The following is a 24,164-nucleotide window of genomic DNA, read 5'->3' on the forward strand; positions in this document are numbered from 1 at the left end:
GTGAATTGTCGCCGTCCCGGTATGAACAAGAACATGAAGGAGGTACACAGACGTTCTAACGTCGTTGCGCAGCTCAACTTCCTCGCGGCCGCTGGCCGCCGTGCACAGGCCGGACAACCGCCGGCTGAAGGAGGGACATGCGCGCGCACTCTTCGGCCCTCACAAGGGGACTCGCACTGACCGCCGGGCTCGTTCTGGCGCTCGCCGCCTGCAGCAGCGGGGGAGGCGGCGGGGGCAGCGGCAGCAAGGGCACCTCGGCCGGTCTCGCGAACTGCTCAAGCCAGGGCAAGGCCGACACCTGCAACGCCGGCACCACCAAGGCCGGCGGCACCTTCACCTACGTCCTCGAGAAGAACATCCAGCAGTGGAACGTGCAGGACACCAACGGCAACACCTTCGAGAACGCCGAGGCGCTGAGCCCCGTGCTGCCGCAGGTGTACATCCCGCAGCCGGACTTCAGCGTCAAGCTCGACACCGACCTGGTGACCTCGGCGACCCAGACGGGCACCAGCCCGCAGACCATCGTCTACAAGATCAATCCCAAGGCGTCCTGGAACGACGGCACCGCGATCACCGCGGACGACTTCGTCTACTACTGGCGCACCAACGACGGCAAGGACTGCCCGCCGCCGCCCGCCAGCGACTCCACCCAGACCAAGGGCTGTCTGCCGGAGAGCACCGCCGGCTACGACCGGATCAAGTCGGTCACCGGCTCCGACGGCGGCAAGACCGTCACCGTGGTGATGACCAAGCCGTACTCCGACTGGAAGTCCCTGTTCGGCGCGGGCTACCCGTTCTACCCGGCGCACGTCGCCGAGAAGATCTCCGGTGCCAAGGCGGGCGACGCGGCCCACATGACGGCCGCTCAGATGACCCAGGGCTGGCAGTACTTCCAGAAGAACCCGCCCACCAAGTACGCGACCGCGGGCCCCTACAAGATGACCGAGTGGGTCGACAACGACCACGCCACCTACGAGCCCGACCCGAAGTGGACGGGCACGAAGGCCACCCTGCAACGGCTGATCTTCAAGGTCATCACGGACGCCACCCAGGAGCCGATCGCGCTGCGCAACAACGAGGTCCAGGGCATCTACCCGCAGCCCGAGGTCGACCTCGTCAACCAGGTCAAGGCCATCCCCAACGTCACCTACACCATCGGCAGCGGGCTCACCTGGGAGCACTTCGACCTCAACCTGCACAACCCGGTGATCGGCAAGTACCTGGCCCTGCGGCAGGCGATGTTCACGGCCATCAGCGTCAAGGACATCATGGCCAAGACGGTCGCCCAGTTCGATCCCGGCGTGAAGCAGCTCTACAACCACAACTTCGTCCCGGGGACCGCCGGTTACAAGGACGTGGTCAGCGCCGGCGGCCAGGGCTCGGGTGACCTCACCAAGGCCAAGAAGTACCTGACCGACGCCAAGTTCACCGGAGTCGGCACCGCTCTGAAGACCCCGGACGGCAAGGCGGTCGGGCCCTTCAACTGCCGCTACACCACCGGCAACCAGATCCGGCAGAGCGAGTGCCAGATCCTCCAGAGCGACCTCGCCAACCTCGGGATCAAGGTCACGATCAAGCCGATCGGCGCCGCCGACCTCGGCACGGTCCTGGCCGGCCACCAGTACGACATCATCGTCTTCGCCTGGGTCGCCTCGCCCTTCCCGACCAGCAACGCCCAGCAGACCTGGTCGACCGGAGGCGGCGGCAACTACGGCGGCTACAGCAACAAGCAGGTCGACTCCCTGATCAGCCAGGCCATCGGCGAGACGGACCAGACCAAGGCCGACGCCCTGCTCAACCAGGCCGACCAGATCATGGTCAACGACGCCTACGTGCTGCCGCTGTACCAGAAGCCCACCTTCCTCGCGGTGCAGACGCGGTTCGTCAACATGCGCAACAACTCCACCAACGTCGGACCGCCGTACAACGTCGGCGAGTGGGGCCTCAAGAAGTAACCCCAGCGACCGGCCGGACCGATTCCCGGCCCCGGAGACCCCGGGGCCGGGCCTCCGCGAGAGAAGACCGCATGCTCGCCTACACCGTGCGCCGCATCCTCGTCTCCATCCCCGTCCTGATCGTCTCGACGTTCATCGTCTTCCTGGTCGTCGTCAACTCCGGCGACCCGGTGGCCAACTTCGCCACCTCCCGGCAACCGCCGCCCAGCAAGGCGGCCGTGACCGCCTTCGCCCGGCACATCCACGCGAACGAACCGGTCGCGGAACGCTACTGGAACTGGATCACCGGCGTCCTGCACGGCGACTGGGGCCCGTCCGTCCAGTCCAACCTGGACATCGGCCACGACCTGTTCACCCGCTTCCGGGTCACCGTCACCCTGGTCGCCGCCGCCATGCTGCTCGCCCTCGTGATGGCGGTCGTCTTCGGGGTGTTCAGCGCGATCCGCCAGTACAGCGCCGCCGACTACACCATCACCTTCCTCGGCTTCCTGTTCCTCGCCATGCCCGTGTTCTGGTTCGCGGTCCTGCTCAAGCAGGCCGGGATCTGGTTCAACCAGGAGACCGGCAGCCAGTTCCTCGGCACCATCGGCGAGAAGTCCCCGTACCTCGAAGTCGACACCACCTGGAACGAGTTCACCGACCGCATCGGCCATCTCATCCTGCCCACCATCACCCTCGCCCTGGTCTCCTTCGCCTCCTGGACCCGCTACACCCGCGCCTCCCTGCTCGAAGTCCTGGACAGCGACTACGTACGGCTCGCCCGCGCCAAGGGACTGCGCCGCGGCCGGGTGCTCGTCCGGCACGCCCTGCGCACCGCGCTGATCCCGCTCGCCACCGTCACCGCCCTCGACATCGCGATCATCCTCGGCGGCGCCGTCATCACCGAGACGATCTTCCAGTGGCACGGCATGGGCGAGATGCTCGTCCAGGCCGCCACCACCCTCGACGTCTACCGGACCATGGCCTGGCTGCTGCTGTCCGCCGTCGTCGTCATCGTCTTCAACCTCCTCGCCGACCTCCTCTACGCCGTACTCGACCCGAGGATCCGCTATGACTGACATCGGGGCACTCGGGCCGGCCGGCACCCGGACGCCGGACGACGACCACGAGTTCACCGTCGCGCAGCGCAGCCAGACCCAGCTCGTCCTGCGCCGCTTCCTGCGCCACCGGGCCGCGATGATCAGCCTGGCCGTCTTCGTGCTGATCGTGCTCTGGGCCTTCGTCGGCCCGCACTTCTGGCGCTACTCCTACGCCAAGTTCACCCCGGACAACTCACAACCACCGTCCTGGAAGCACCCGTTCGGCACCGACTCCTCCGGGTACGACGCCTACGCCCAGGTGATGCGCGGCACCCAGACCTCCCTGAAGATCGCCATCCTGATCGCGCTCGGCTCGACCCTGGTCGGCGCCGTGTGGGGCGCGGTCGCCGGCTTCTACCGGGGGTTCGTCGACGCGCTGATGATGCGCATCGCCGATCTCGTGCTCACCCTCCCGCTGTTCGCGATCGCGCTCGTCATCTCCTCGCGCAGCGGCGGTTCCTGGTACTGGATCGCCGCGGTGATCGCCGGACTCACCTGGGCGTACGTGTCCCGCGTGGTGCGCTCCTCCGTACTCTCCCTGCGCGAGAAGGAGTTCGTGGAGGCCGCCCGGGCGCTCGGCGCCTCCGACACCCGGATCATCTTCCGGCACCTGCTGCCCAACGCGCTCGGCCCGATCATCGTGAACGCCACCATCCTGGTCGCCACCGGCATCCTCACCGAGACCGCCCTGTCCTTCCTCGGGTTCGGCGTCCAACCGCCCGACACCTCCCTCGGGTTGCTGGTCGCCCAGGCACAGACCGCGGTCGACACCCGGCCCTGGCTCTTCTACATCCCCGGCGCCTTCATCATCGCCATCGCCCTCACCATCAACTTCATCGGCGACGGGCTCCGCGACGCCTTCGACCCCCGGCAGCAAAGGGTGCGACAGTGACCGACACCGACACCGACACCGGCAAGGGCAAGGGCATCGACAGGGTCGTGGGGAAGGGCGAGGAGTCCGGTGCCGTTCTCGAAGTCGAGGACCTGAGCGTGGAGTTCCCCACCGAGGACGGGACCGTACGGGCGGTGCGCGGCGTCGGCTACCGGCTGGAGCGGGGCGAGGCACTGGGCATCGTCGGCGAGTCCGGCTCCGGCAAGTCCGTCACCGCGCTGGCCGTGATGGGCCTGCTGCCCGGCTCGGCCCGGGTGCGCGGCTCGGTCCGGTTCGAGGGCGCGGAACTGCTCGGCATGTCCGACGCCCGGCTCTCGGACGTCCGGGGCAGCGGCATCGCCATGGTCTTCCAGGACCCGATGACCTCCCTCAACCCCGTCTACACCGTCGGCTACCAGATCGCCGAGACCCTGCTCCGGCACAACCCGAGGCTCGGCAGACGCCCGGCCCGCGCACGCGCCGTGGAACTCCTCGGCACGGTCGGCATCCCGAGCCCCGAACGGCGCGTCGACAGCTACCCGCACGAACTCTCCGGCGGCATGCGCCAGCGCGTCGTCATCGCCATCGCCATCGCCAACGACCCGGACGTGATCATCGCCGACGAGCCCACCACCGCCCTCGACGTCACCGTCCAGGCGCAGATCCTGGAGGCCCTGGAGGCCGCCCGCGCCGAGACCGGCGCCGCCCTCGTCCTGATCACCCACGACCTGGGCGTGGTCGCCGGCCACACGGACCGGGTCGCCGTCATGTACGCCGGACGGATCGTCGAGACCGGCTCGGTCGAGGACATCTTCTACACCCCGCGCATGCCCTACACCCTGGGCCTGCTCGGCTCCCTGCCCCGCCTCGACCGCGAGGAGGACCGCCTGACGCCCATCACCGGCTCCCCGCCCTCGCTGCTCAACCTGCCCCCGGGCTGCCCCTTCGCCCCGCGCTGCCCGATGCGCCGGGAGCCCTGCGACAGCACCGAACCAGCGCTGCGCCCGGCCGGATCCGACGCCCACCGCAGCGCCTGCCACTTCGCCGCCGAACTCGTGGACGCGGCGGCCGGCGAGGTCTTCGACGCCGTCGGCGCCGACACCGAGGCCCTGGCCCGGTTCGCGGACCTGGAGGACGATGCCCGATGACCGACCCGCTGACTCCGCTGCCCCCGCTGCCCGGTCACGGCGGCACAGGCGACCCCGTCCTCCAGGTCCGCGACCTCGTCAAACACTTCCCGGTGATGTCCCGGGGAGTGGTCCGCCGCCGGGTCGGCGACGTGCACGCGGTCTGCGGGGTCTCCTTCGACCTGCACGAGAACGAGACGCTCGGCCTGGTCGGCGAGTCCGGCTCCGGCAAGACGACCGTCTCCCGCACCCTGCTCAACCTGGAGACGGCCACCTCCGGCTCCGTCCACTACCGGGGCCGCCCGCTCACCGACCTGAGCAGACGTCAGATGCGCCCGCTCCGCCGCGAGCTGCAGATCGTCTTCCAGGACCCGTACGCCTCCCTGGACCCCCGGATCTCCGTCCACGAGATCGTCGCCGAACCCCTGCGCATCCACGGCAGGTACGGTCCCGGCGCCGCCGACGAGGTACGCGAACTGCTGCGCCTGGTCGGCCTCAACCCCGAGCACGGCAACCGCTTCGCGCACGAGTTCTCCGGCGGCCAGCGCCAACGCATCGGCATCGCACGGGCGCTGGCGCTGCGCCCCAAGGTGATCGTGCTGGACGAGCCGGTCTCCGCGCTGGACGTGTCCATCCAGGCGGGCGTCCTCAACCTGCTGATGGACCTCCAGTCCGAACTCGGGCTGTCCTTCCTCTTCGTGGCCCACGACCTCTCCGTGATGCGCCATGTCGCCGGGCGGGTCGCGGTGATGTACCTGGGCCGCCTGGTGGAGATCGCCCCCGCCCGGCAGCTCTTCGCCCGCCCCGCCCACCCCTACACGCAGGCCCTGGTCTCGGCGATCCCGCTGCCCGACCCGCGCAAGGAACGCGCCCGGAAACGCATCATCGTCCAGGGCGACGTCCCGAGCCCGGTCCGCCCGCCCAGCGGCTGCCGGTTCCGCACCCGCTGTCCCAAGTTCGCGAACCAGCTCACCGACGGCGAGCGCACTGCCTGCGTCGAGCAGGTGCCGGAGCTGGTCGACCGGGGCGGCGGCAACCCGGTCGCCTGCCACTACGCGGAGAGCGTGCAGCTGCTGTGACCGTCCGGGTACGGGAACGGTGTCAGCCGGCTCTCCCGGCCCAGCCGCCGGAAGAAGTCCTCCATCTCCACGGCGAGCGGGGCGTGCCGGACCACCAACTCGGCGGCGCCCCGGGGGATCCCCTCGGGCCGCCGCCCGTCGGCGCAGGCGCGCACGAACTCCGCCCGCTCCTCACCCCGGTACCCGTACAGGGCGGTGACGAGCCAGATCACCAGGTGGTAGGAGGTGTAGGTGCTGTCGTAGTGCCGATGCCGGTCGAAGAAGTCCCGCTCGGCGGGCGTGAGGCGGAAACGGGAGCTGAGTGAGAGCCCGAAGTCGGTGAGGTAAAGATCCCGGCCGTCGGTGAGGATGTTGCGGAAGTGGGCATCCAGATGCAGGAGCTGCTCTCCGTGGAGGAAGGACGTCATTTCCTCCAGTTGCCGCGCCACCTGGCCGCAGGCCGCATCCGCCCGCTCTGTGCGCAGCTCGGCGTCCAGCCAGTCGTGCAGGGTGGACGGGAAGTGCTCCAGGAACAGGGTCATGCTCGCGGAGGCGTCCCGAAGACCCTCGATCCGTTCACGCAGGCCCGTCGAGCCGCCCCAATAGGCCACCACCTTCTCGACGTCGGCGAGTTCGTCCGGCAGAGGGTGGGCCGTGTCCGGCAGTACCCGCCAGTGGTGGAGCAACGGGAAGCCGGGGAAGCGGCCGGTCAGTGCCCAGTTCGTCGTCGCCGTGTGCGCGGCCAGCTCTCGCCAGGCGGTGAATCTCGGGCCGCAGACGGCACCCATGCCGTAGTGGCAGTACGGCGGCAGGTCGAAGAGGTTCGCGGTGGAGCGGACGTGCAGCGGGCTGCGCTCCCGGTCGGTCAGGGGGATCCGCTTCACGAACACCGCGCTGCCGTCCACCGTGATCCGCACGGCTCTGCCGCCGACGCCCGTTCCCAGCGGCTCGCCCGCCGCGACCAGTTCGGCCAGCTCGACGTCGCTCAACAGGGCCAGGGAGGTCGCGATGTCGGCATGGGCGGCGATACGGCGCGCGGTGTCGGTCATGCTTCCATGCTCACCGCGGCGGGCCGCAGGTGTCCGCGGATTCGCGCAGCGCCCGCGCCGCGTCGGCGGTCACCGGATCCACGTGGCCGGGGCCACGCCGTCTCCGATGTCCGCCGCCCCGGGATGCGTCAGCCCGCCGCGTAGTTGCGCAGGAACAGCGCCTCCGCCACCGAAAGCCGCTCCAGTTCCTCCGGGGACACGCTCTCGTTGGCGGCGTGGATCCGCGCCTCCGGCTCGTTCAGGCCGATCAGTAGGATCTCGGCCTGCGGGTAGAGGTCGGCGAGGGCGTTGCACAGCGGGATGGAGCCACCCTGACCGGCGTACTGCATCGTCTCGTCCGGGTACGCGGTCGCCATCGCGTCGGCCATCGCCCGGTACGCCGGGCTGGTGGTGTCCGCGCGGAACGGCTGGCCCTGCCCGACCGTCTCGGTCCGCACCCGGGCACCCCACGGCGTGTGCGCCTCCAGGTGGGCCTGGAGGAGCTTGGTCGCGTCGGCCGCGTCCACGCCCGGCGGCACCCGGAGACTGATCAGGGCGCGGGCGCCGGCCTGCACCGACGGGGTGGCGCCGACCACCGGCGGGCAGTCGATGCCGAGCACCGTGACCGCCGGGCGGGCCCAGATGCGGTCCGCGACCGGACCGTCACCGATCAGCCCGACACCGTCCAGCACCCTGGCGTCCTTGCGAAACTGCTCCTCGTCGTACTCCAGGCCCTCCCACCGCGACTCCGGCGCGAGCCCGTCGACCGTGGTGGAACCGTCCTCGGCGCGCAGCGAGTCCAGGACCCGGATCAGCGCGGCCAGGGCGTCGGGGGCGGCACCGCCGAACTGGCCCGAGTGCAGATTGCCCTGCAATGTGTCGATCTGGACGCGGACCATGGTCATGCCGCGCAGGGTCGTGGTCACCGTCGGCAGCCCGACCCGGAAGTTGCCCGCGTCGCCGATGACGATCGCGTCGGCCGCCAGCAGCTCGGGGTGCTGCTCGGCGTACCGCTCCAGGCCGCCGGTGCCCATCTCCTCCGAGCCCTCGGCGATCACCTTGACGTTGACCGGGACGCCGCCGTTCGCCTTCAGCGCGCGCAGCGCCAGCAGGTGCATGATCACACCGCCCTTGCAGTCGGCGGTCCCGCGCCCGTACCAGCGGCCGTCCCGCTCGGTCAGTTCGAACGGCGGGGTGGTCCAGGCGGCCTCGTCCAGCGGCGGCTGCACGTCGTAGTGCGCGTACAGCAGGACCGTTTTGGCACCCTCCGGTCCCGGCAGGTGGCCGTACACCGACTGCGTGCCGTCCGGGGTGTCCAGTACGGCGACGTCCCCGAAGCCCTCGGCGCGCAGTGCGTCGGCCACCCAGTTCGCGGCGCCTTCGCTCTCGCTCTTCGGGAACTGGGCGAAGTCAGCCACCGACTTGAAGGCCACCAGCTCGGCGAGTTCCGCCTTGGCCCTGGGCAGCAGGGCTGCGACGGTCTCGGCGACCGGATTCGACGACATGGGCACGCTCCTCGTGGGTGCGACGTTGAACTGGTGAGTGGACCGATCCTCCCACAGTGGCCTGCGGCGATCTCCGCCGTAGGATGCGGGGGGACAGGTGGCAGGTGTCGGCCCACGGACGGACGGGGGCCTGGCCTGAGGCCTGAACGGACAGGGCCTGACCTGAGGCTTGATACGGCGTGATACGGCTTCTACGGCTTGATCGGAGCAGCGGACCATCGTGAGCGGCGAGAATTCTTCGGCGGACGACGTGCGGGCGGACGAGGCGCAGCGGGTGTGGGACGTCGTCGTGGTGGGCGCGGGACCCGCGGGGGCCTCGGCCGCCTACGCGGCGGCGGTCGCCGGACGGCGCGTGCTGTTGCTGGAGAAGGCCGAGCTGCCGCGCTACAAGACCTGCGGCGGCGGCATCATCGGCCCGTCGCGCGACGCGCTGCCGCCCGGCTTCGAGCTGCCCCTCAAGGACCGGGTGCACGCGGTCACCTTCTCCAACAACGGACGGTTCACCCGCACCCGCCGCTCCAAGCAGATGATGTTCGGCCTGATCAACCGGCCCGAGTTCGACCAGCAGCTGGTCGAGCACGCCCAGAAGGCGGGCGCCGAGCTGCGCACCGGCGCCGCCGTGCAGCGCGTCGAGCAGCACGGCTCGGCGGTCCCGGACCGGCGGACGGTCGCGGTCGTGCTCCAGGGCGGCGAGACCCTGCTGGCCCGCGCGGTGGTCGGCGCCGACGGCAGCGCCAGCCGCATAGGCGCCCACGTCGGAGTCAAGGTCGACCAGGTCGACCTCGGCCTGGAGGCGGAGATCCCGGTTCCGGAGACGGTCGCCGAGGACTGGAAGGGCCGGGTCCTCATCGACTGGGGGCCGATGCCCGGCAGTTACGGCTGGGTCTTCCCCAAGGGCGACACGCTGACCGTCGGTGTCATCTCGGCCCGCGGTGAAGGTGCCGCCACCAAGCGGTACTTGGAGGACTTCATCGCCCGGCTCGGCCTCGCCGGGTTCGAACCGAGCATCTCCTCCGGCCACCTGACCCGCTGCCGCGCCGACGACTCCCCGCTGTCCCGGGGCCGGGTGCTGGTCTGCGGTGACGCGGCGGGCCTGCTCGAACCCTGGACCCGCGAGGGTATCTCCTTCGCACTGCGCTCGGGGCGGCTCGCGGGGGAGTGGGCGGTGCGGATCGCCGAGGCCCACGACGCCGTCGACACCCGCCGCCAGGCGCTGAACTACGCCTTCGCCGTCAAGGCGGGCCTCGGCGTCGAGATGAGCGTCGGCAAGCGGATGCTCGCGGTCTTCGAGCGCCGACCCGGCCTGTTCCACGCGGCGCTGACCGGGTTCCGTCCCGCCTGGCGGGCGTTCAAGGAGATCACCCAGGGCCGCACCTCCCTCGGCGAGCTCATCCGCTCGCACCCGCTGGCCCAGCGCGCCCTCACCGCCTTCGGCCCGGAGCCGGCGGCGAAGGAGAGCGCACCCGAGGAGGACCCGGCCGACGAGGAAGCCGTCACCCCGTGACGGTGACCCGGAAGACGGGGTGGTCGGCGCCGGCCGCGACGAGTTCGTCGTCGGAGGAGCCGGCCGTCACCCCGGGGAAGTACTGCTTGACCTCCCAGCCCCACTTCTCCAGGTAGGCCCGCAGCACCGGGAGCTTCTCGGCATCGGGAAGCTCCACCACGGTGAACTCGCGCACCTTCCGCCCCACGCGCAGCTCCCCGCCGCCGGCCACGCGCATGTTCCGCACCCACTGGGAGTTGCCGCGCGCCGAGACCAGGTACTGGGTGCCGTCGTACGTGTGCGGGTTGACCGGGACGCGCTGCATCCGGCCGCTCTTGCGGCCGCGCACCGACAGCTCCGCGCTGCCCGCGAGGCTGATCCCGTGCCGGGCGAGCCAGCCGACGAGGCTGTTCACGCGGACGGCCACCGGGTTGGCCTCCGCGTAGTACGGCTGGGACGACAGCCGTGACGACGGCTGGGACGACGGCTGCGGTTCCGACGGCGACATGGTGACCCCCACTTGTTTGGGAGAGCAGTGCTCTCTCTTGAGGGACAGTGTGGGGAGATCGGTGATCCATTGCAAGAGCAGTGCTCTCTTTTTTGAGCGGTGCACTCGTATGTGAGCGTCGCACTGAACTGTGTTCGCTGATCCAAAACAGAAGCAGTGCTCCAAAACGTGTGCACCGCTCCACAGTCATGGCAAACTGCCCCTCATGACCACCCCGCAGGGCGCCCGCGCGCGAGCCAGGATGGAAGTCACCACGGCCATCAAGGACGAGGCGCGCAGACAGCTCGCGGCCGAGGGCGCCGCCAAGCTGTCGCTGCGGGCCGTGGCGCGCGAGCTCGGCATGGTCTCCTCGGCGCTCTACCGTTACTTCCCGAGCCGCGACGACCTGCTCACCGCTCTGATCATCGACGCCTACGACTCCCTCGGTGAGGCCGCCGACGCAGCCGACGCCGCTGCCGCCGGCGCGGCCCCGGCGCACCGCTGGGTCCTCGTGTGCGAGGCGGTGCGCGGCTGGGCGCTGACCCACCCGCACGAGTACGCGCTGATCTACGGCTCGCCGGTGCCCGGCTACTCGGCGCCGGACACGACGATCCCGCCTGCGGCCCGGGTCGGCCTCGTCCTCGTCGGGATCCTGCGCGAGGCGTTCGAGGGGCGCGGTCTGGCCCGCACCCCGGTACCCGCCGAACTCGCCCCCGAGGCCCGCCGGATGGCCGACGAACTGGTGCCCGGCCTGCCGCCGGAGGTCGCGGTGGCCATGGCTGCGGCGTGGGCCCAGCTGTTCGGACTGGTGGGGTTCGAGCTGTTCGGTCAGTTCAAGGGGATCGTGGCGGAAGCGGAGCGGGAGCGGTTCTTCCGGCATGCGGCCGCGCAACTCGCCCACGGCGTCGGCCTGGTCTTCCCCTGACGGCGCTCGGTCAACCGGTCACCCGGTCACCCGGTCACCCGGTCACCCGGTCACCCTGTCCAGGAACGCGGCGAGGTTCCCGGCCGTCCGCCGGATCTTCTCCTCCAGCGTGAGCGACTCCGGCATCCGCCCGCCGACGCCCGGGTCCCGCAGACCCCGCACGTAGAGCGAGCAGGCCAGGTCGCTGCAGAGGTAGGCGCCCACGGAGTTCCCCTGCTGCCCGGCCTTGCCCGCCTTGGCGGCGACCATCAGGGAGACGCCTCCGGTGTGCGTGGTCAGGCAGATCGAGCACATGCTGCGCCGGGTCTGCCACGAGGACGGGCTCGGGCAGCGCAGCGCCACCGCCCGCGCGAGGCCGTCGTCCGACTCGGTCACCAGGTAGGCGCGGTCGGGAGCCTGCGGGTCGCGCCAGCCGAAGTAGTCCAGCTCGGCCCACGGCCGTTCGTCCAGGTCGTGCGGGATGTTCAGACGCTTCGCCGCGCCCTTGGTGCAGTTCACGAACGCGGCACGGATCTCTTGCTCGGTCAGCTGTCTCATGCAGCGCACGCTATTTTGCCTAAAAGCTTTAGGCAAATGCATAATCGGTTCAGGCAACAGGAGGGCGGAGGTGAGGAGCGGAGTGGCGCGAGCGGGACTGAGCACGGAACGGTTGGTCCGGGCCGGAGCCGAGCTGGCCGACGAGGTCGGCTTCGACCAGGTGACGGTCTCGGCGCTGGCCAGGCGGTTCGACGTGAAGGTCGCGAGCCTGTACTCGCACGTCAAGAGCTCCCAGGACCTCAAGACGAGGATCGCGCTGCTGGCGCTGGAGGAGCTCGCCGACCGGGCCGCCGAAGCGCTGGCCGGACGGGCCGGCAAGGACGCCCTCGTCGCGTTCGCCGACGTCTACCGCGACTACGCCCGCGCCCACCCCGGCCGCTACACGGCGGCCCGGCTGCGCCTCGACCCGGAGACGGCCGCGGCCAGTGCCGGAAGCAGGCACTCCCAGATGACCCGGGCGATCCTGCGCGGCTACGACCTGACCGAACCGGACGAGACCCATGCCGTGCGGATGATCGGCAGCGTCTTCCACGGCTACGTCGACCTGGAACTGAGCGGCGGCTTCAGCCACAGCGCCCCCGACAGTCAGCAGTCCTGGACCCGCGTCCTCGACGCCCTCGACGCGCTGCTGCGCAACTGGCCCACCCCGACCGGACCCCCCTCGCACGGAACACCGACGGAACACCGACGCAAGACGGACGGAACGCAGAGGCGATGAACACCCACCCCCGCTGGATCACCACGCCGATCACCGCCGACCTCCTGCGCGGCGCCCTCGACCTGGAGCGGACGGAGCACGGCCTGCTCCCGCACCGGCTCCCGGCCCGGGCCCGCGCCCAGTGCGCCGACCCGCAGCTCGCCATGGTCGAGTCCCAGCCCTCCGGCGTACGACTGGTGTTCCGCACCCGCGCCACCGCCCTGGAACTGGACACCCTCCCCACCAAGCGGCTCTACGTCGGCGCGCCCCCACGCCCGGACGGCGTCTACGACCTCCTCGTCGACGGCACCCTGGCCGGCCAGGGCAGCGTGTCCGGCGGCACCGTCCAGGTCGTCGACATGGGCACCGGGACCACGGAGCTGCGCCCCGGACCGGTCGGCACCCTCCGCTTCACCGGCCTGCCCGAGCGCGAGAAGTCGGTCGAGATCTGGCTGCCGCACAACGAGACCACCGAACTGGTCGCGCTGCGCACCGACGCCCCGCTCACCGCCGTACCCGACCACGGCCGCAAGGTCTGGCTGCACCACGGCAGTTCGATCAGCCATGGCTCCGACGCCGCGAGCCCCACCGCCATCTGGCCGGCGCTCGCCGCGGCGCTCGCCGGGGTGGAGCTGGTCAACCTGGGGCTGGGCGGCAGCGCCCTGCTCGACCCGTTCACCGCCCGCGCCGTCCGGGACACCCCCGCGGACCTGATCAGCCTCAAGCTCGGCATCAACGTCGTCAACACCGACCTGATGCGGCTGCGCGCTTTCGGCCCCGCCGTGCACGGCTTCCTCGACACCGTCCGCGAGGGGCACCCCACCACCCCGCTGCTGGTCGTCTCGCCGATCCTGTGCCCCATGCACGAGGACACGCCGGGCCCCACCGCCATGGACCTGAGCGCCTTCGGCGCCGGCCGGCTCGCCTTCACGGCCGCGGGCGACCCGGCCGAGCGCGCGAGCGGCAAGCTCACCCTGAACGTCATCCGGGACGAGCTGTCCCGGATCGTCGCCCGGCGTGCGGCCGAGGACCCGCACCTCCACCATCTCGACGGCCGTGCCCTCTACGGCGAGGCCGACGCGGCCGAACTCCCGCTGCCCGACGGGCTCCACCCGGACGCGGCCACCCACCGCCGTATCGGCGAACGCTTCGCCGCACTGGCCTTCGCGGGCGTCGGCGCGTTCGCGGCCACGGGGGACGGCGACCGCTGAGCCGGCGCCCACCGGACCGGTGGGCCTCATCGCGCCGAGTCGGCCGACGCCCCGTCGCCGCCGTCCGGAACCAGCACGATCTTCCCCGCGACGGTCCCCGACTCGGCGAGCCGCAGGGCCTCGGCGGCCCGGGTCAGGGGCAGCCGCGCGGCGATGCGCGCGGTGACCTCGCCGCGTTCGAACGCCTGGAACACCTGGGTCAGGTCGGCGCTCAGCCGGGCCCGGAAGCGGTTCTTGCCGAGGGCGCGGCCCTCCCAGACGTTGAAGAAGTAGGCGTGCCGGCCGTTGGGCAGCGCGTTCCACAGCCACACCCGGCCGAGGATCTTCAGTACCGGCAGCTGCTTGGAACCGGAGTCGTCCCGGGTGGTGGCACTGCCGTAGGAGACGAGGGTGCCGCCCGGGGCGAGGAGCCGCCAGGAGTCGACGACGCTACGGCCGCCGAGATGGTCGAAGACGGCGTCGACACCGTCGGGGGCCAGCTCCCGGACCCGGGCCGGGACGTCCTCGGCGCGGTAGTCGACCGGGATCACGCCCAGCTCCCGCAGCGCCGCGTGGTGACGGGCGGAGGCCGTGCCGATCACCCGAAGGCCGGCCGCCCGCGCGAGCTGGACCAGCACCGTGCCGACCCCGCCGTTGGCGCCGTGCACCAGAATCGTGCCGCCGGCGCGCACCCGCGCCTTGCGGTGCAGCATCTGCCAGGCCGTGATGCCGTTGACGACCAGCGTCTCCGCCTCCGCCGCGCCGACACCGGCGGGCACCGGTACGGCGTCGGCCGCGTCGAGCACGACATGACTGGCCCAGCCGCCGACCTTCACGAGTGACGCCACCCGCTTGCCGACGAGCCCCGGCGCGACGCCCGCCCCGGCCGCGAGCACCGTGCCGACCAGGTCGTAGCCGGGGACGAAGGGGAAGGGCGGCTGGTCGTAGTACCGGCCGCGGCGCATCTGCTGCTCCGCGAAGGACACACCGGTCGCCTCCATGCGGACGACGATCTGGCCGGCGGCGGGGGCCGGGATCTCCCGGCGCTCGATGCGGAGGCCCTCCGGCTCCACGACACCCGGCAGGACGACCTCGACGAGCTGGGCGCTTCCGGGGGTTCCGGGGGTTCCTGCGATTTCTGCGATTCCCATGACGACGGCCTCCGTGCGTAGCTGGATGTACATGCGGTCGCAAGCGAGAGAGGTTCTCGCTTGCGTTAGAAGCTATAACAAACATGACTGGTGCTCGCGGGAGTGTCAAGCCGTCGCGATGGGTGGTGTCGTCACGACTGTTAGAAGTCCTCTCAAAAGTGATAGCTTGAAACGAGGACGTGCGAGAGGAGCGTGATGGCCATGGCGGCGGACGCGGACACGGACGCGCTGAGCCCCCGCGAGCGGTACCGGACCCAGGTGCGAGCGGACATCAAGGCGCGGGCCTGGGAGCAGATCGCCAAGTCAGGCGCGTCGGGCCTGTCCCTCAACGCGATCGCCAAGGAACTGGGCATGAGCGGTCCGGCCCTCTACCGCTACTTCGGCAGCCGCGACGAGCTGATCACCGAGCTGATCCGGGACGCATACCGCGGCCTGGCCGACACCTGCCGTGCCGCCGCCGACGCCGCGGCCGGTATCGACGGCCTCGCCCACGCCCTGCGCCGCTGGGCGCTCGACGACCCCCAGCGCTACTTCCTCGTCTACGGCACGCCGGTCCCCGGCTACCACGCGCCCGAGGACATCACCGGCATCGCCCAGGAGATCATGGGGGCACTGCTCGACGTCTGCGCGGCGGCCGAGCCCGAGGCGCCTCCGCCGGTCTCCGCCGGGTTCACCGCGCACCTCTCGCAGCACCGCGAGTGGGCAGGCGGCCACCCCGCGCCGCCGGGAGTGCTCCGCCGGGCGCTGGCCTTCTGGACCAGGATGCACGGGGTGCTCTCCCTCGAACTCGCCGGCCACTTCACGGGTATGGGCTTCGACCCGGACCGCCTGTTCGACGCCGAGGTGGCGGAGCTGAAAACCGGGCGCTGACCCGGGCGCTGACCCGGCCACCGACCGGCCCACTGATCTGCCCACCGATCCGGCCGCCGACCAGGTCCGGCGACCTCGCGCCACCTACTACCGGGGGAGTACGCGTGATCACCTCGCCGGGCTGACGCTCGCGCGGAGCGAGGGCGTCTAGCGTGGCGGTCATGGACGAGCAGCGGGTACGGGAGCGCGGCCCCGCGCAGTGGTGGCACCACGGCCCCCCGTGGTGGAACCACCCGGAAGCCACCGCGACCACCGCGACCGCCTCTGCCACCGGCGCGGGCACCGGCGCCCCCACCGGCACCGGTGCCGGCACCCCCCGCCACCGCCTGCCCTGGCGCTCCACCCTCCTGCTCACCGTCCTCGTGCTGGTGGGCTCGAACTTCGCCGCCCACACCCAGCCCCACCGCGAGCACCTCGACACCTACGCCCGCCTGCTGCTTCTCGCCACCTGCGCCCTGCTGCTGTGGCGGCACCGGCACCCGGTGACCGTGGTGTTCGGCACGGCCGCGCTCGCCCTGGTCTACCTCGGCGCCGGCTACCCGTACGGGCCGGTCTTCGCGGCCGTCGCCGTGGCCTGCTTCGGTGCCGTGGTCGCCGGGCACCGCAGGGCGGCCTGGGCGGCGCTCGGGATGCTGTGGGCCGGACATCTGCTGATCTCGCTCTGGCTGTACCGGTGGCTGCCGCCGCCGGGCGACACGGGTGCCGGCCCCGGCCAGGAGGTGATCGTCGCCACCTGGGTGCTGATCATCGTCTCGGTGGCCGAACTGGTCCGGCTGCGGCGCGAGCAGTGGGCGCGGGAGCGGGCCGACCGGGCGCAGGCGGCCCGGCGGCGTGCGGACGAGGAACGGCTGCGGATCGCGCGGGAGTTGCACGACGTCCTGGCGCACAGCATCTCGGTCATCAACGTCCAGGCGGGCATGGGACTCGCGCTCCTCGACTCCGACCCCGAGCAGGCCAGATCGGCGCTGACCACCATCAAGGCGGCCAGCAAGGAGGCGCTCGGCGAGGTCCGCCAGGTGCTCGACACCCTGCGCGCCTCCGGAGACGCGCCGCGGACGCCCGCGCCCGGTCTCGGCCGGCTGCCCGAGCTCGTGGAACAGGCGGCGAGCGCCGGCCTCACCGTCGACGTGACCGGGGAGCCGCCGCGCCTTGCGCCCGGCGCCGACCTGGCCGCCTTCCGCATCGTGCAGGAGGCCCTCACCAATGTCGTACGGCACTCGGGTTCGCGGCACGCGCGTGTGCGGCTCGAACGCGGGGGCGGGGAGCTGCGGTTGCGGATCGACGACGACGGTCCGGCGACCGGGGCGGACGCGGGCGGCAGCGGGAACGGGCTGGCCGGGATGCGGGAGCGGGCGGCGGCCCTGGGTGGCACCATCGAGGCGGGACCGCGCGCCGACGGCGGCTTCCGGGTGCTCGCCGTACTGCCTTTGAGCGGCTGGGACGACCGGGAGGACCGATGATCAGGGTGCTGCTCGCCGACGACCAGTCGCTGGTGCGGGCCGGTTTCCGGGCGTTGCTCGACGCGCAGCCGGACATCGAGGTGACCGGTGAGGCGGCGGACGGCGAGGAGGCGCTGCACAAGGTGCGTGAACTGCGCCCCGACGTGGTCCTGATGGACATCCGCATGCCGCGTCTGGACGGCCTGGCCGCGACCCGTCGGGTCACCGGCGAACCGGAGTTGGCGGACGTCAAGGTGGTCATGCTGACGACGTTCGAGCTCGACGAGTACGTCTTCGAGGCGATCCGGTCCGGCGCCTCGGGTTTTCTGGTCAAGGACACCGAGCCGGACGAACTGGTGCGGGCGGTCCGGGCGGTGGTGGCCGGGGACGCGCTGCTGTCGCCGGGGGTGACGCGGCGGCTGATCGCGGAGTTCGCGGCCCGTTCCAAGGAGCCTGCCGCCGCCGATGCCCTCGCGCGGCTCACCGAGCGGGAGCGGGAGGTGATGGCCCTGGTCGGCATCGGTCTGTCCAACGAGGAGATCGCCCGTCGGCTGGTCGTCAGCCCCCTCACCGCCAAGACCCATGTGAGCCGCACCATGGTCAAGCTGGGCGCCCGCGACCGCGCCCAACTGGTCGTCCTGGCCTACGAGTCGGGGTTGGTGCGACCGGGCTGGCTGGGCTGATCCGAGCGCTGGAACCGGACCAGCACGCTGACGACCCGGGCGAGGAACAGCACGCCGGCGACTACCGCGCCGGCGACCGGCAGTGCGCGCTCCAGGCCGCCCGGCAGCTCGAACAGCAGCGCCGGACCGGCCACCGCCCCGAACACCACGACGGCCGCGAACACCGCGCTGCACAGCGCGTATCTGATCTCGACGGTGATCGCGTCCCGCTCGGCCTGACCGCGCCGTCCCCCGTGCGTCGTCATCCCGGCAGTCTCACAGCCGTGTGCCCGGCGGGGCAACAGGCCCCGCCGGGCACACGTTCGGAGGCGTCCCCGGTCAGTCGCGTGCGGACACGCGCTCCGCCTCCAGGGAGGTGGACTTGGCGATCACGACGGTCTGCTGCGGGCGCCGGGCGCGCAGCCCCGTGAGGGTGATCAGCAGCCCGGCGAGGGCCACGGCCGCCACCACCATGAACCCCGGACGGTAGCTGTCGAGCACGGCCTGCGGGGACGCGTGGGCGGGCGCACCCGCGGTGACCACGGCCGTGACGATCGCCAGGAAGATCGCCCCGCCCACCTGCACCGAGGTGTTGAGGAGCCCGGAGACCATGCCCTGCTCGTGGTCGTCGACGCCGTTGGTGGCCTGGATGTTGAGGGAGGGGAAGACCAGCGCGCAGGCCGCGCCGATCAGCAGCATGGACGGCAGGATCGCCGCCGCGTAGGCCGGGCTCAGGTCGACGCGGAGGAACAGGGCGTAGCCGACGACCATGAACGCGAAGCCCGCCGCGATCAGCCGCGGGGTGCCGAAGCGGTCCACGATCGCGCCGACCTTGGTCGAGGACACCGCCACCAGTGCGCCCGCGGGGAGGAAGGCCAGGGCGGTGTGCAGCGCGGACCAGCCGAGCAGGGACTGCATGTAGAGGGTGGTCAGGAACTGGAAGCCGACGTACGAGCCGAAGAAGGCGATCGCGCCGAGCTGGGCGCGGACCTGGTTGCCCGAGCGCAGCACGCCGAGCCGGACGAGCGGTCCGGGGGAACGGCGTTCGACCTGGACGAAGACGGTCAGCAGGACGGCGACCGCGAGGAAGGAGAGCAGGGTGCGGGCCGACGCCCAGCCCGCCTGCGGCGCCTCCACGACGGTGAACACCAGGAGCAGCATGGCGGCGGTGCCGAGGATCGCGCCGGGGACGTCGTAGCCGTTGTGGTCGCGTTCGCGGGAGCTGCGCGGCAGCAGCTTGAGGCCGGCGGTGAGCGCGATCAGGGCGATCGGGGCGGGCAGCAGCATGGTGAAGCGCCAGCTGACCTCGGTGAGCAGGCCGGACAGCACCAGGCCCATGGAGAAGCCGGTGGCCGCGCAGGTGGTGTAGATGGCGAGGGCGCGGTTGCGCAGCGGGCCCTCCGGGAACGTGGTCGTGATGATCGAGAGGCCGGCCGGCGCGGTGAAGGCCGCGCTCAGGCCCTTGATGAAGCGGCTGGCGATCAGCAGCGGGCCCGAGTCGACGAGGCCGCCGAGGAGCGAGGCGAGCGCGAAGACGCCGAGGGCCACGAGGAACACCTGGCGCCGGCCGAGCAGGTCCGCGGTGCGGCCGCCGAGCAGCAGCAGGCCGCCGTACCCCAGGATGTAGCCGCTGACGATCCATTGCAGCGTCGAGGTGGACAGGTGCAGGTCGGAGCCGATCGACGGCAGGGCGACGCCGACCATCGACACATCCAGCGCGTCCAGGAACATGGCGGCGCAGAGCACCAGCAGCGTGCCCCAGAGCCGGGGGGTCCAGCGTCCCTCGGAAGCGGGGGCGGTGAGCGGAGAGGTCATGGATCCAGACACTACATGCACATGCATCGAATGCAAGTACATTTAATTACGATGCAACAATCCCGCTTCTCTGCTACGGTGCCCCGATGGCGGCGATGAAGCCCGAGCAGGCGCTCGTGGAGCAATGGCGGGACATCCTGGCCGTGCACGCCCGCACCCAGTGCGAGCTGGACCGTGCGCTGAACGGCCACGGGTTGTGCGGCAGCGACTTCGAGGTCCTCGACCTGCTCTCCGACGGCACGGCGGCGGACGGCGTCTGCAGCTTCCGGGTGCAGGAGATCGCCGAGCGGGTGCACCTCAGTCAGAGCGCGCTGTCCCGGCTGATCGCCCGGCTGGAGAAGGACGGCCTGGTCGAGCGGGCCATGTGCGCGGAGGACCGGCGGGGCGTGCGGGTGGCGCTCACCGGCAAGGGGCGCGCGCTGCACGGCGAGGTGCTGCCGGTGCAGCGCGCGGTGCTCACCCGGATGCTGGCCGCCGAGCCGGGCTGAGCCCGGCAGGCCCGGCCGCGGGCCGGTCGGGCCGTTCGCGAGCGCCGGCCGGTCAGATCCCGGAGTTCGTCAGCCACAGATCGGCCAGGTCCGGGTCGCCGGTCACCTTCGGCACCGGCTGCCGGTTCCACAGGGCCAGGTACAACTGATCGGCGGGACCGGCGAGTTCGGCCTTCGCCTCCGGGGACGCGCCGAGTTCCGTGACCGGTGGCCGCTCCGACAGCCGTACGGTCCAGGCCGCGTCGACGTCCACCGTGCGCACCCCGAGCACCCGCGGGTGCTCGCTGCGCACCCGGCTGCGGGTGCGGGCGTGGAAGCCGCGCAGCAACTCGTCGATGCCGTCGACCGCGAAGCCCGTCCCGACCGGGGTCGCCGGGCCGCCCCGCGCCGCCTCGGCGTCGTACCGGTGGACGGTCGTCTCGTGGGCCTGCCTGCGGAGCCAGAAGGCCAGCGGCGAGGAGACCGGGGCGGGGTGGAAGGTCCAGCACGTCATGTCCCGCGGTGCGGCACCCAGGGTGTCGACGAGCCGCCGGTGGCCGTCCCGGTACCAGTCCGTCAGGTCCGTGCCGTCCAGGTCCGGGGGCTCGGGGACGGGGCGGGGCGAGGTCTCGGCGTCGGCGACGACACCGGCGGCCCACCGGTGGATGGTGCCGGTGTGCCGCAGCAGGTCGCGCACCCGCCAGTCCGGGCAGGTGGGCACCGGGGTGTCGAGCCCCGCGTCCGTGGCGGCCGAGGCCAGCAGCCGGCCCTCCCGGTCGAGGATCTCGAGAAACTCAGCAGTCTCCATGCGGCGAGTCTGCCGGACGCGCGGCCGGTCCCGCCGTCAGCGCAGCAGGAATCCCACCGCGTACCCGAGGGCGTTGACCGCCCAGTGCAGGGCCATCGGAGCCAGCAGGGAGCCGCTGCGGTCGCGCAGCCAGCACAGCAGACAGCCGGCCACGGCCGTGAAGAGCACGGCGCCGACGTCCACCAGGACCGCCCCGGCGGCCGAGTGCCCGAAGAGCGAACCCAGGGTCGGCTTCTCCTTGTTGAGGTTCAGCGAGGGCAGGATGTGCCAGAGGCCGAAGAGCACGGAGGAGAGGACGGCGGCCGTCGTCGCCGTGCGCAGACGGCACAGCAGCGCGAACAGCACCCCGCGGAAGGCGGTCTCCTCCAGCAGCACCGTCCCCACGGGCACCGCGACCAGCGCCTTGAAGGCGGTCTCCGCACCGCTGAGCGTGTCCGTCCGCTGGTCCGCGAACAGCCCGCGGGTGACCGGCAGCAGGGCCGCGCACAGATAGACCGCCGCGACGATCCCGATCAGAGCCACCGACCAACGCACCCCGTCCGCAAAGGCGTTCCGCCCCAGCCCCAGCTCCGGCCAACCACCCCCGGCCCAGAACAGCAGCCCCACCAGGACGGCGGAGGTGACGACCGCGGTGAGCAGGATCCAGGAACCGGCCCAGCGGTTGTCCAGCAGGTTCGCGAGCACCAGCACCGCCACCACCGCGGCCACGGCGGTACGGGTGGGGAGCCGGGGGAGCCGGGGGAGCCGGGGGAAGGTCATGACGGGCGGGGGTCAGAACCCGACCGGGCCGCGACACGGCAGCCGGGTCGTGCGGGGCCCGCCGTCACCACCCCGGCCCGGTCCGCCGCCACGCCCCCGGCCCGGCGCGGCACGGGCGACGGCGCCTACCTCGCCACCCGCCGGCCTCGGCAGTGCGCCGGTCCGGCCGGTCCGGACGGTGTGGCCGGTTCGCACGATGCGGCCGGTGTGGACGGTGCGGTCGCAAGCGAGATCCAGACCCGGCTCCGGCTCCGGCGCGACCACGGCGACGAACGGGGTGGCGTGCGCGGTCGTCCGGGCCTCGGCCATGCCCACCACCATGGGACACCTCGTCCGGCCGCGCACCTTTTCCCGGAGCGGGAGCCGCCGCAGCCGGAAGGATCTTCAGGATGCGGCGGCGGGCGCGGTGACCGATCGTGGTCCCGTGGTGGCGAAGTGAGCGGTGCGGGCAGGGCTCTGAAGCGTACGAAGGAATGGACCCGGTGGACGGCGGAGCGGGTGCGCCCGCACCTGGGCCCCGACCGGGTGGTCCGGCGCCGGCCGTGCTGGGGCGGGACCGCGGTGGCGGTCCTGTGCTACTGCCTGTCCCTCACCCCGTCCCTGCTCCCGCGGGCCTGGTGGCTGCAGGGACTCGCGGCCGGCGTCTCGGCGGCCGTCGGCTACGCCGTCGGGGCCGTACTGGAGACACTCGCCCGGCTGCTGCTCCGCTGGGCCGGTGTCCGGGTCCGCCCGCGGGTCCGCCGTACCCTGTGGGCCGCCGTGTGGGCGCTCGGCGCCGCCGCGGTGGTCACCGCAACCGCCTGGAGCGTCCGCTGGGAGGACCAGGTCCGCAGGGCCGTGACCCTGCCCCCGCACATCGTCTGGTGGCAGTGGACGCTCGTCCCGGTCGTGGCCGCGTTCGTCGCGACGCTGCTGCTCCTGGCCGCCCGGACGGTACGGCTCGGCACCCGCGTCGCCGCCCGCGCGTTCGACGCCCTCGTCCCGCGCCCCGTCGCCTACGCCACCGGGGTCGTCCTGGCCGCGTTCGTGATCGTCGGAGTCGTCCAGGGCTTCCTGCTGCGCGCCGCGCTGGACGCGATCGAGAGCGGCGCCTCCCTCGCCGACCAGGGCACCACCGAGGGCGTACACCGGCCCGGCCTGCCGACCCTCTCCGGCAGCCCCGAGTCCGCCGCGCACTGGGACACCCTGGGTGCCAAGGGCCGCGACTTCGTCGGCACCGCCACGCCCCGCGCCGACATCGCCGCCTTCACCGGCCGCCCGGCGGAGGATCCGGTACGGGTCTACGTCGGCCTGCGCACCGCCGACACCCTCGACGAGCGCGCCGCCCTCGCCGTACGCGAACTCGAACGCACCGGCGGCTTCTCCCGCAGGATCCTCGCCGTCATGGGCACCACCGGCACCGGCTGGATCAACGACCAGGGCAGCAAACCCCTGGAGTACATGTGGGGCGGCGACACCGCCATGGTCGCCATGCAGTACTCCTACCTGCCCAGCTGGGTCTCCGCGCTCACCGAGGACGAGGCCGCCGCCACCGGACGGGCCCTCTTCGACGCCGTCCACGCCAAGTGGCTCACCCTCCCCGCCGCCTCCCGCCCCCGGCTGCTCGTCTACGGCGAGAGCCTCGGCTCCTTCTCCATGGAGTCCGCCCTCGACGGCTCCCTGCCCACGCTCGTCGCGCAGACCGGCGGCGCGCTGTTCGTCGGACCGACCTACGACAACCCGCTGTGGAAGTCCGTCACCGCCCAGCGGCAGCCGGGCAGCCCCGAGTGGCGGCCGGTGGTCGCCGACGGGGCACACGTGCGCTTCGCGCAGGTACCGGCGGACTACGGCATCCCGGACGCGCCCTGGGGCGAGCCCCGCGCGCTCTACCTCCAGAACGGCTCCGACCCGGTCGTCTGGTGGTCGCCCGACCTCGCCTTCCACCGGCCCGACTGGCTCGACCGGCCACGCGCCCGGGACGTCTCGGCGGCGATGCAGTGGTACCCGCTCCTGACGTTCTGGCAGGTGGCCTGCGACCTGGCCGGCGCCGACAGCGTGCCGGACGGCTTCGGCCACCGGTACGGAACCCTGCCGACGAGCGCGTGGGCGGAGATCACGAGCCCACCCGGGTGGACCGACGCCGACACCGCGAGACTGGCCGGGGTGCTGGAGTCGGTGCGGGAACCGGGGCTGCTGGACTGAGCCGAGCCGCTGTCCGTTGCCCGGCACCCGCGGAGAAGAACGCCGAACCGTGCGGGTGTTCCAGAGGCGG

The 24,164-nt window shown here is 72.0% G+C and carries 24 protein-coding genes; 14 read left to right on the forward strand and 10 right to left on the reverse strand.

Translation table 11 applies throughout. The features are described from left to right. Nucleotides 1-137: 137 nt before the first annotated feature. The 5 genes from ACGF5O_RS34525 (at nucleotide 138) to ACGF5O_RS34545 (ending at nucleotide 6,111) form a co-directional block, all read left to right on the forward strand. Entirely contained in the window at nucleotides 138-1,955 is a 1,818-nt protein-coding gene (locus tag ACGF5O_RS34525) for an ABC transporter family substrate-binding protein (protein ID WP_393813828.1), read from the forward strand. A 71-nt stretch (nucleotides 1,956-2,026) separates the two neighbouring features. Next, on the forward strand, nucleotides 2,027-3,013 hold the full coding sequence (locus ACGF5O_RS34530) for an ABC transporter permease (RefSeq protein WP_393813829.1): 987 nt from the start codon (nucleotides 2,027-2,029) through the stop codon (nucleotides 3,011-3,013). Further along, on the forward strand, nucleotides 3,006-3,926 hold the full coding sequence (locus ACGF5O_RS34535) for an ABC transporter permease (RefSeq protein ID WP_393813830.1): 921 nt from the start codon (nucleotides 3,006-3,008) through the stop codon (nucleotides 3,924-3,926). The genes ACGF5O_RS34530 and ACGF5O_RS34535 overlap by 8 nt, the downstream gene beginning before the upstream one ends. Then, nucleotides 3,923-5,053 (forward strand): ABC transporter ATP-binding protein, encoded by a 1,131-nt coding sequence (locus tag ACGF5O_RS34540; RefSeq protein WP_393813831.1) that lies wholly within the window; start codon nucleotides 3,923-3,925, stop codon nucleotides 5,051-5,053. Before ACGF5O_RS34535 ends, ACGF5O_RS34540 begins: the two co-directional genes overlap by 4 nt. Continuing rightward, a complete protein-coding gene (locus tag ACGF5O_RS34545; protein WP_393813832.1) occupies nucleotides 5,050-6,111 on the forward strand; it encodes an ABC transporter ATP-binding protein in 1,062 nt (353 codons plus the stop codon). The genes ACGF5O_RS34540 and ACGF5O_RS34545 overlap by 4 nt, the downstream gene beginning before the upstream one ends. Here the strand turns inward: ACGF5O_RS34545 and ACGF5O_RS34550 are convergent. Both ACGF5O_RS34550 and ACGF5O_RS34555 read right to left on the reverse strand, forming a co-directional pair. Then, nucleotides 6,084-7,139, reverse strand: coding sequence for a protein kinase family protein (locus ACGF5O_RS34550; protein WP_393813833.1), 1,056 nt, complete (start codon nucleotides 7,137-7,139; stop codon nucleotides 6,084-6,086). The two genes, ACGF5O_RS34545 and ACGF5O_RS34550, sit on opposite strands and share 28 nt — an antisense overlap. A 128-nt stretch (nucleotides 7,140-7,267) precedes the next feature. Beyond that, on the reverse strand, nucleotides 7,268-8,623 hold the full coding sequence (locus ACGF5O_RS34555; RefSeq protein ID WP_393813834.1) for a dipeptidase: 1,356 nt from the start codon (nucleotides 8,621-8,623) through the stop codon (nucleotides 7,268-7,270). A gap of 220 nt (nucleotides 8,624-8,843) precedes the next feature. Here ACGF5O_RS34555 and ACGF5O_RS34560 point away from each other — a divergent pair, with 220 nt between their 5' ends. Then, on the forward strand, nucleotides 8,844-10,127 hold the full coding sequence (locus tag ACGF5O_RS34560) for a geranylgeranyl reductase family protein (protein WP_393813835.1): 1,284 nt from the start codon (nucleotides 8,844-8,846) through the stop codon (nucleotides 10,125-10,127). Here the strand turns inward: ACGF5O_RS34560 and ACGF5O_RS34565 are convergent. Further along, on the reverse strand, nucleotides 10,117-10,614 hold the full coding sequence (locus tag ACGF5O_RS34565; protein ID WP_393813836.1) for a nitroreductase/quinone reductase family protein: 498 nt from the start codon (nucleotides 10,612-10,614) through the stop codon (nucleotides 10,117-10,119). The genes ACGF5O_RS34560 and ACGF5O_RS34565 overlap by 11 nt on opposite strands. 205 nt (nucleotides 10,615-10,819) lie before the next feature. Here ACGF5O_RS34565 and ACGF5O_RS34570 point away from each other — a divergent pair, with 205 nt between their 5' ends. Beyond that, nucleotides 10,820-11,518, forward strand: coding sequence for a TetR/AcrR family transcriptional regulator (locus ACGF5O_RS34570; RefSeq protein ID WP_393813837.1), 699 nt, complete (start codon nucleotides 10,820-10,822; stop codon nucleotides 11,516-11,518). Between the two features lie 42 nt (nucleotides 11,519-11,560). Here the strand turns inward: ACGF5O_RS34570 and ACGF5O_RS34575 are convergent, their stop codons facing one another. Then, nucleotides 11,561-12,055, reverse strand: coding sequence for an FBP domain-containing protein (locus tag ACGF5O_RS34575; RefSeq protein WP_393813838.1), 495 nt, complete (start codon nucleotides 12,053-12,055; stop codon nucleotides 11,561-11,563). Between the two features lie 82 nt (nucleotides 12,056-12,137). Here ACGF5O_RS34575 and ACGF5O_RS34580 point away from each other — a divergent pair, with 82 nt between their 5' ends. After that, a complete protein-coding gene (locus ACGF5O_RS34580) occupies nucleotides 12,138-12,773 on the forward strand; it encodes a TetR/AcrR family transcriptional regulator (protein WP_393813839.1) in 636 nt (211 codons plus the stop codon). Beyond that, nucleotides 12,770-13,963: a GDSL-type esterase/lipase family protein gene (locus ACGF5O_RS34585; protein WP_393813840.1), complete on the forward strand. Its 1,194-nt coding sequence runs from the start codon at nucleotides 12,770-12,772 to the stop codon at nucleotides 13,961-13,963. Before ACGF5O_RS34580 ends, ACGF5O_RS34585 begins: the two co-directional genes overlap by 4 nt. 26 nt (nucleotides 13,964-13,989) lie before the next feature. Here the strand turns inward: ACGF5O_RS34585 and ACGF5O_RS34590 are convergent, their stop codons facing one another. After that, a complete protein-coding gene (locus ACGF5O_RS34590; protein WP_393813841.1) occupies nucleotides 13,990-15,093 on the reverse strand; it encodes a medium chain dehydrogenase/reductase family protein in 1,104 nt (367 codons plus the stop codon). A 201-nt stretch (nucleotides 15,094-15,294) separates the two neighbouring features. On the opposite strand from ACGF5O_RS34590, the gene ACGF5O_RS34595 reads away from it, so the two are divergent. The 3 genes from ACGF5O_RS34595 to ACGF5O_RS34605 all read left to right on the forward strand — a co-directional run bounded on the left by ACGF5O_RS34595 (nucleotide 15,295) and on the right by ACGF5O_RS34605 (nucleotide 18,085). Then, complete coding sequence (locus tag ACGF5O_RS34595; RefSeq protein ID WP_393813842.1) at nucleotides 15,295-15,963, forward strand: TetR/AcrR family transcriptional regulator; 669 nt, start codon at nucleotides 15,295-15,297, stop codon at nucleotides 15,961-15,963. Between the two features lie 161 nt (nucleotides 15,964-16,124). Next, complete coding sequence (locus ACGF5O_RS34600) at nucleotides 16,125-17,423, forward strand: sensor histidine kinase (protein WP_393813843.1); 1,299 nt, start codon at nucleotides 16,125-16,127, stop codon at nucleotides 17,421-17,423. Then, complete coding sequence (locus ACGF5O_RS34605; RefSeq protein WP_393813844.1) at nucleotides 17,420-18,085, forward strand: response regulator; 666 nt, start codon at nucleotides 17,420-17,422, stop codon at nucleotides 18,083-18,085. Before ACGF5O_RS34600 ends, ACGF5O_RS34605 begins: the two co-directional genes overlap by 4 nt. On the opposite strand, the gene ACGF5O_RS34610 is transcribed toward ACGF5O_RS34605, so the two are convergent. Beyond that, entirely contained in the window at nucleotides 18,046-18,330 is a 285-nt protein-coding gene (locus ACGF5O_RS34610; protein WP_393813845.1) for a DUF6332 family protein, read from the reverse strand. The genes ACGF5O_RS34605 and ACGF5O_RS34610 overlap by 40 nt on opposite strands. 73 nt (nucleotides 18,331-18,403) lie before the next feature. Then, nucleotides 18,404-19,879: an MFS transporter gene (locus ACGF5O_RS34615; protein ID WP_393813846.1), complete on the reverse strand. Its 1,476-nt coding sequence runs from the start codon at nucleotides 19,877-19,879 to the stop codon at nucleotides 18,404-18,406. A gap of 86 nt (nucleotides 19,880-19,965) precedes the next feature. Here ACGF5O_RS34615 and ACGF5O_RS34620 point away from each other — a divergent pair, with 86 nt between their 5' ends. After that, on the forward strand, nucleotides 19,966-20,367 hold the full coding sequence (locus ACGF5O_RS34620) for a MarR family winged helix-turn-helix transcriptional regulator (protein ID WP_393813847.1): 402 nt from the start codon (nucleotides 19,966-19,968) through the stop codon (nucleotides 20,365-20,367). Nucleotides 20,368-20,419: 52 nt separating this feature from the next. Here the strand turns inward: ACGF5O_RS34620 and ACGF5O_RS34625 are convergent, their stop codons facing one another. Genes ACGF5O_RS34625 through ACGF5O_RS34635 form a run of 3 tightly spaced genes read right to left on the reverse strand, consistent with a single transcriptional unit; the run spans nucleotide 20,420 to nucleotide 22,222 of the window. Then, a complete protein-coding gene (locus ACGF5O_RS34625) occupies nucleotides 20,420-21,154 on the reverse strand; it encodes a maleylpyruvate isomerase family mycothiol-dependent enzyme (RefSeq protein WP_393813848.1) in 735 nt (244 codons plus the stop codon). Nucleotides 21,155-21,190: 36 nt separating this feature from the next. Further along, the gene (locus ACGF5O_RS34630) at nucleotides 21,191-21,913 is read right to left on the reverse strand and encodes a CPBP family intramembrane glutamic endopeptidase (protein ID WP_393813849.1); all 723 of its coding nucleotides are present in this window, start codon (nucleotides 21,911-21,913) and stop codon (nucleotides 21,191-21,193) included. Nucleotides 21,914-21,925: 12 nt separating this feature from the next. Then, nucleotides 21,926-22,222 carry a hypothetical protein gene (locus ACGF5O_RS34635; protein WP_393813850.1) on the reverse strand — a complete coding sequence of 99 codons (297 nt, stop codon included), beginning with the start codon at nucleotides 22,220-22,222 and terminating at the stop codon, nucleotides 21,926-21,928. 126 nt (nucleotides 22,223-22,348) lie between these two features. Here ACGF5O_RS34635 and ACGF5O_RS34640 point away from each other — a divergent pair, with 126 nt between their 5' ends. Then, nucleotides 22,349-24,094, forward strand: coding sequence for an alpha/beta hydrolase (locus tag ACGF5O_RS34640; RefSeq protein WP_393813851.1), 1,746 nt, complete (start codon nucleotides 22,349-22,351; stop codon nucleotides 24,092-24,094). Nucleotides 24,095-24,164 lie beyond the last annotated feature (70 nt).

This window comes from Streptomyces sp. NPDC048291 (assembly GCF_043201715.1).
Lineage (GTDB): Bacteria > Actinomycetota > Actinomycetes > Streptomycetales > Streptomycetaceae > Streptomyces.

What these genes read in the sequence shown, in the direction of transcription:
- ACGF5O_RS34525 (WP_393813828.1), top strand. Translation starts at nt 138, where the DNA reads ATGCGCGCGCACTCTTCGGCCCTCACAAGGGGACTCGCACTGACCGCC.
- ACGF5O_RS34530 (WP_393813829.1), top strand. Translation starts at nt 2,027, where the DNA reads ATGCTCGCCTACACCGTGCGCCGCATCCTCGTCTCCATCCCCGTCCTG.
- ACGF5O_RS34535 (WP_393813830.1), top strand. Translation starts at nt 3,006, where the DNA reads ATGACTGACATCGGGGCACTCGGGCCGGCCGGCACCCGGACGCCGGAC.
- ACGF5O_RS34545 (WP_393813832.1), top strand. Translation starts at nt 5,050, where the DNA reads ATGACCGACCCGCTGACTCCGCTGCCCCCGCTGCCCGGTCACGGCGGC.
- ACGF5O_RS34550 (WP_393813833.1), bottom strand. Translation starts at nt 7,139, where the DNA reads ATGACCGACACCGCGCGCCGTATCGCCGCCCATGCCGACATCGCGACC.
- ACGF5O_RS34555 (WP_393813834.1), bottom strand. Translation starts at nt 8,623, where the DNA reads ATGTCGTCGAATCCGGTCGCCGAGACCGTCGCAGCCCTGCTGCCCAGG.
- ACGF5O_RS34565 (WP_393813836.1), bottom strand. Translation starts at nt 10,614, where the DNA reads ATGTCGCCGTCGGAACCGCAGCCGTCGTCCCAGCCGTCGTCACGGCTG.
- ACGF5O_RS34570 (WP_393813837.1), top strand. Translation starts at nt 10,820, where the DNA reads ATGACCACCCCGCAGGGCGCCCGCGCGCGAGCCAGGATGGAAGTCACC.
- ACGF5O_RS34575 (WP_393813838.1), bottom strand. Translation starts at nt 12,055, where the DNA reads ATGAGACAGCTGACCGAGCAAGAGATCCGTGCCGCGTTCGTGAACTGC.
- ACGF5O_RS34585 (WP_393813840.1), top strand. Translation starts at nt 12,770, where the DNA reads ATGAACACCCACCCCCGCTGGATCACCACGCCGATCACCGCCGACCTC.
- ACGF5O_RS34590 (WP_393813841.1), bottom strand. Translation starts at nt 15,093, where the DNA reads ATGGGAATCGCAGAAATCGCAGGAACCCCCGGAACCCCCGGAAGCGCC.
- ACGF5O_RS34595 (WP_393813842.1), top strand. Translation starts at nt 15,295, where the DNA reads ATGGCGGCGGACGCGGACACGGACGCGCTGAGCCCCCGCGAGCGGTAC.
- ACGF5O_RS34600 (WP_393813843.1), top strand. Translation starts at nt 16,125, where the DNA reads ATGGACGAGCAGCGGGTACGGGAGCGCGGCCCCGCGCAGTGGTGGCAC.
- ACGF5O_RS34605 (WP_393813844.1), top strand. Translation starts at nt 17,420, where the DNA reads ATGATCAGGGTGCTGCTCGCCGACGACCAGTCGCTGGTGCGGGCCGGT.
- ACGF5O_RS34610 (WP_393813845.1), bottom strand. Translation starts at nt 18,330, where the DNA reads ATGACGACGCACGGGGGACGGCGCGGTCAGGCCGAGCGGGACGCGATC.
- ACGF5O_RS34615 (WP_393813846.1), bottom strand. Translation starts at nt 19,879, where the DNA reads ATGACCTCTCCGCTCACCGCCCCCGCTTCCGAGGGACGCTGGACCCCC.
- ACGF5O_RS34620 (WP_393813847.1), top strand. Translation starts at nt 19,966, where the DNA reads ATGGCGGCGATGAAGCCCGAGCAGGCGCTCGTGGAGCAATGGCGGGAC.
- ACGF5O_RS34625 (WP_393813848.1), bottom strand. Translation starts at nt 21,154, where the DNA reads ATGGAGACTGCTGAGTTTCTCGAGATCCTCGACCGGGAGGGCCGGCTG.
- ACGF5O_RS34630 (WP_393813849.1), bottom strand. Translation starts at nt 21,913, where the DNA reads ATGACCTTCCCCCGGCTCCCCCGGCTCCCCCGGCTCCCCACCCGTACC.
- ACGF5O_RS34635 (WP_393813850.1), bottom strand. Translation starts at nt 22,222, where the DNA reads ATGGCCGAGGCCCGGACGACCGCGCACGCCACCCCGTTCGTCGCCGTG.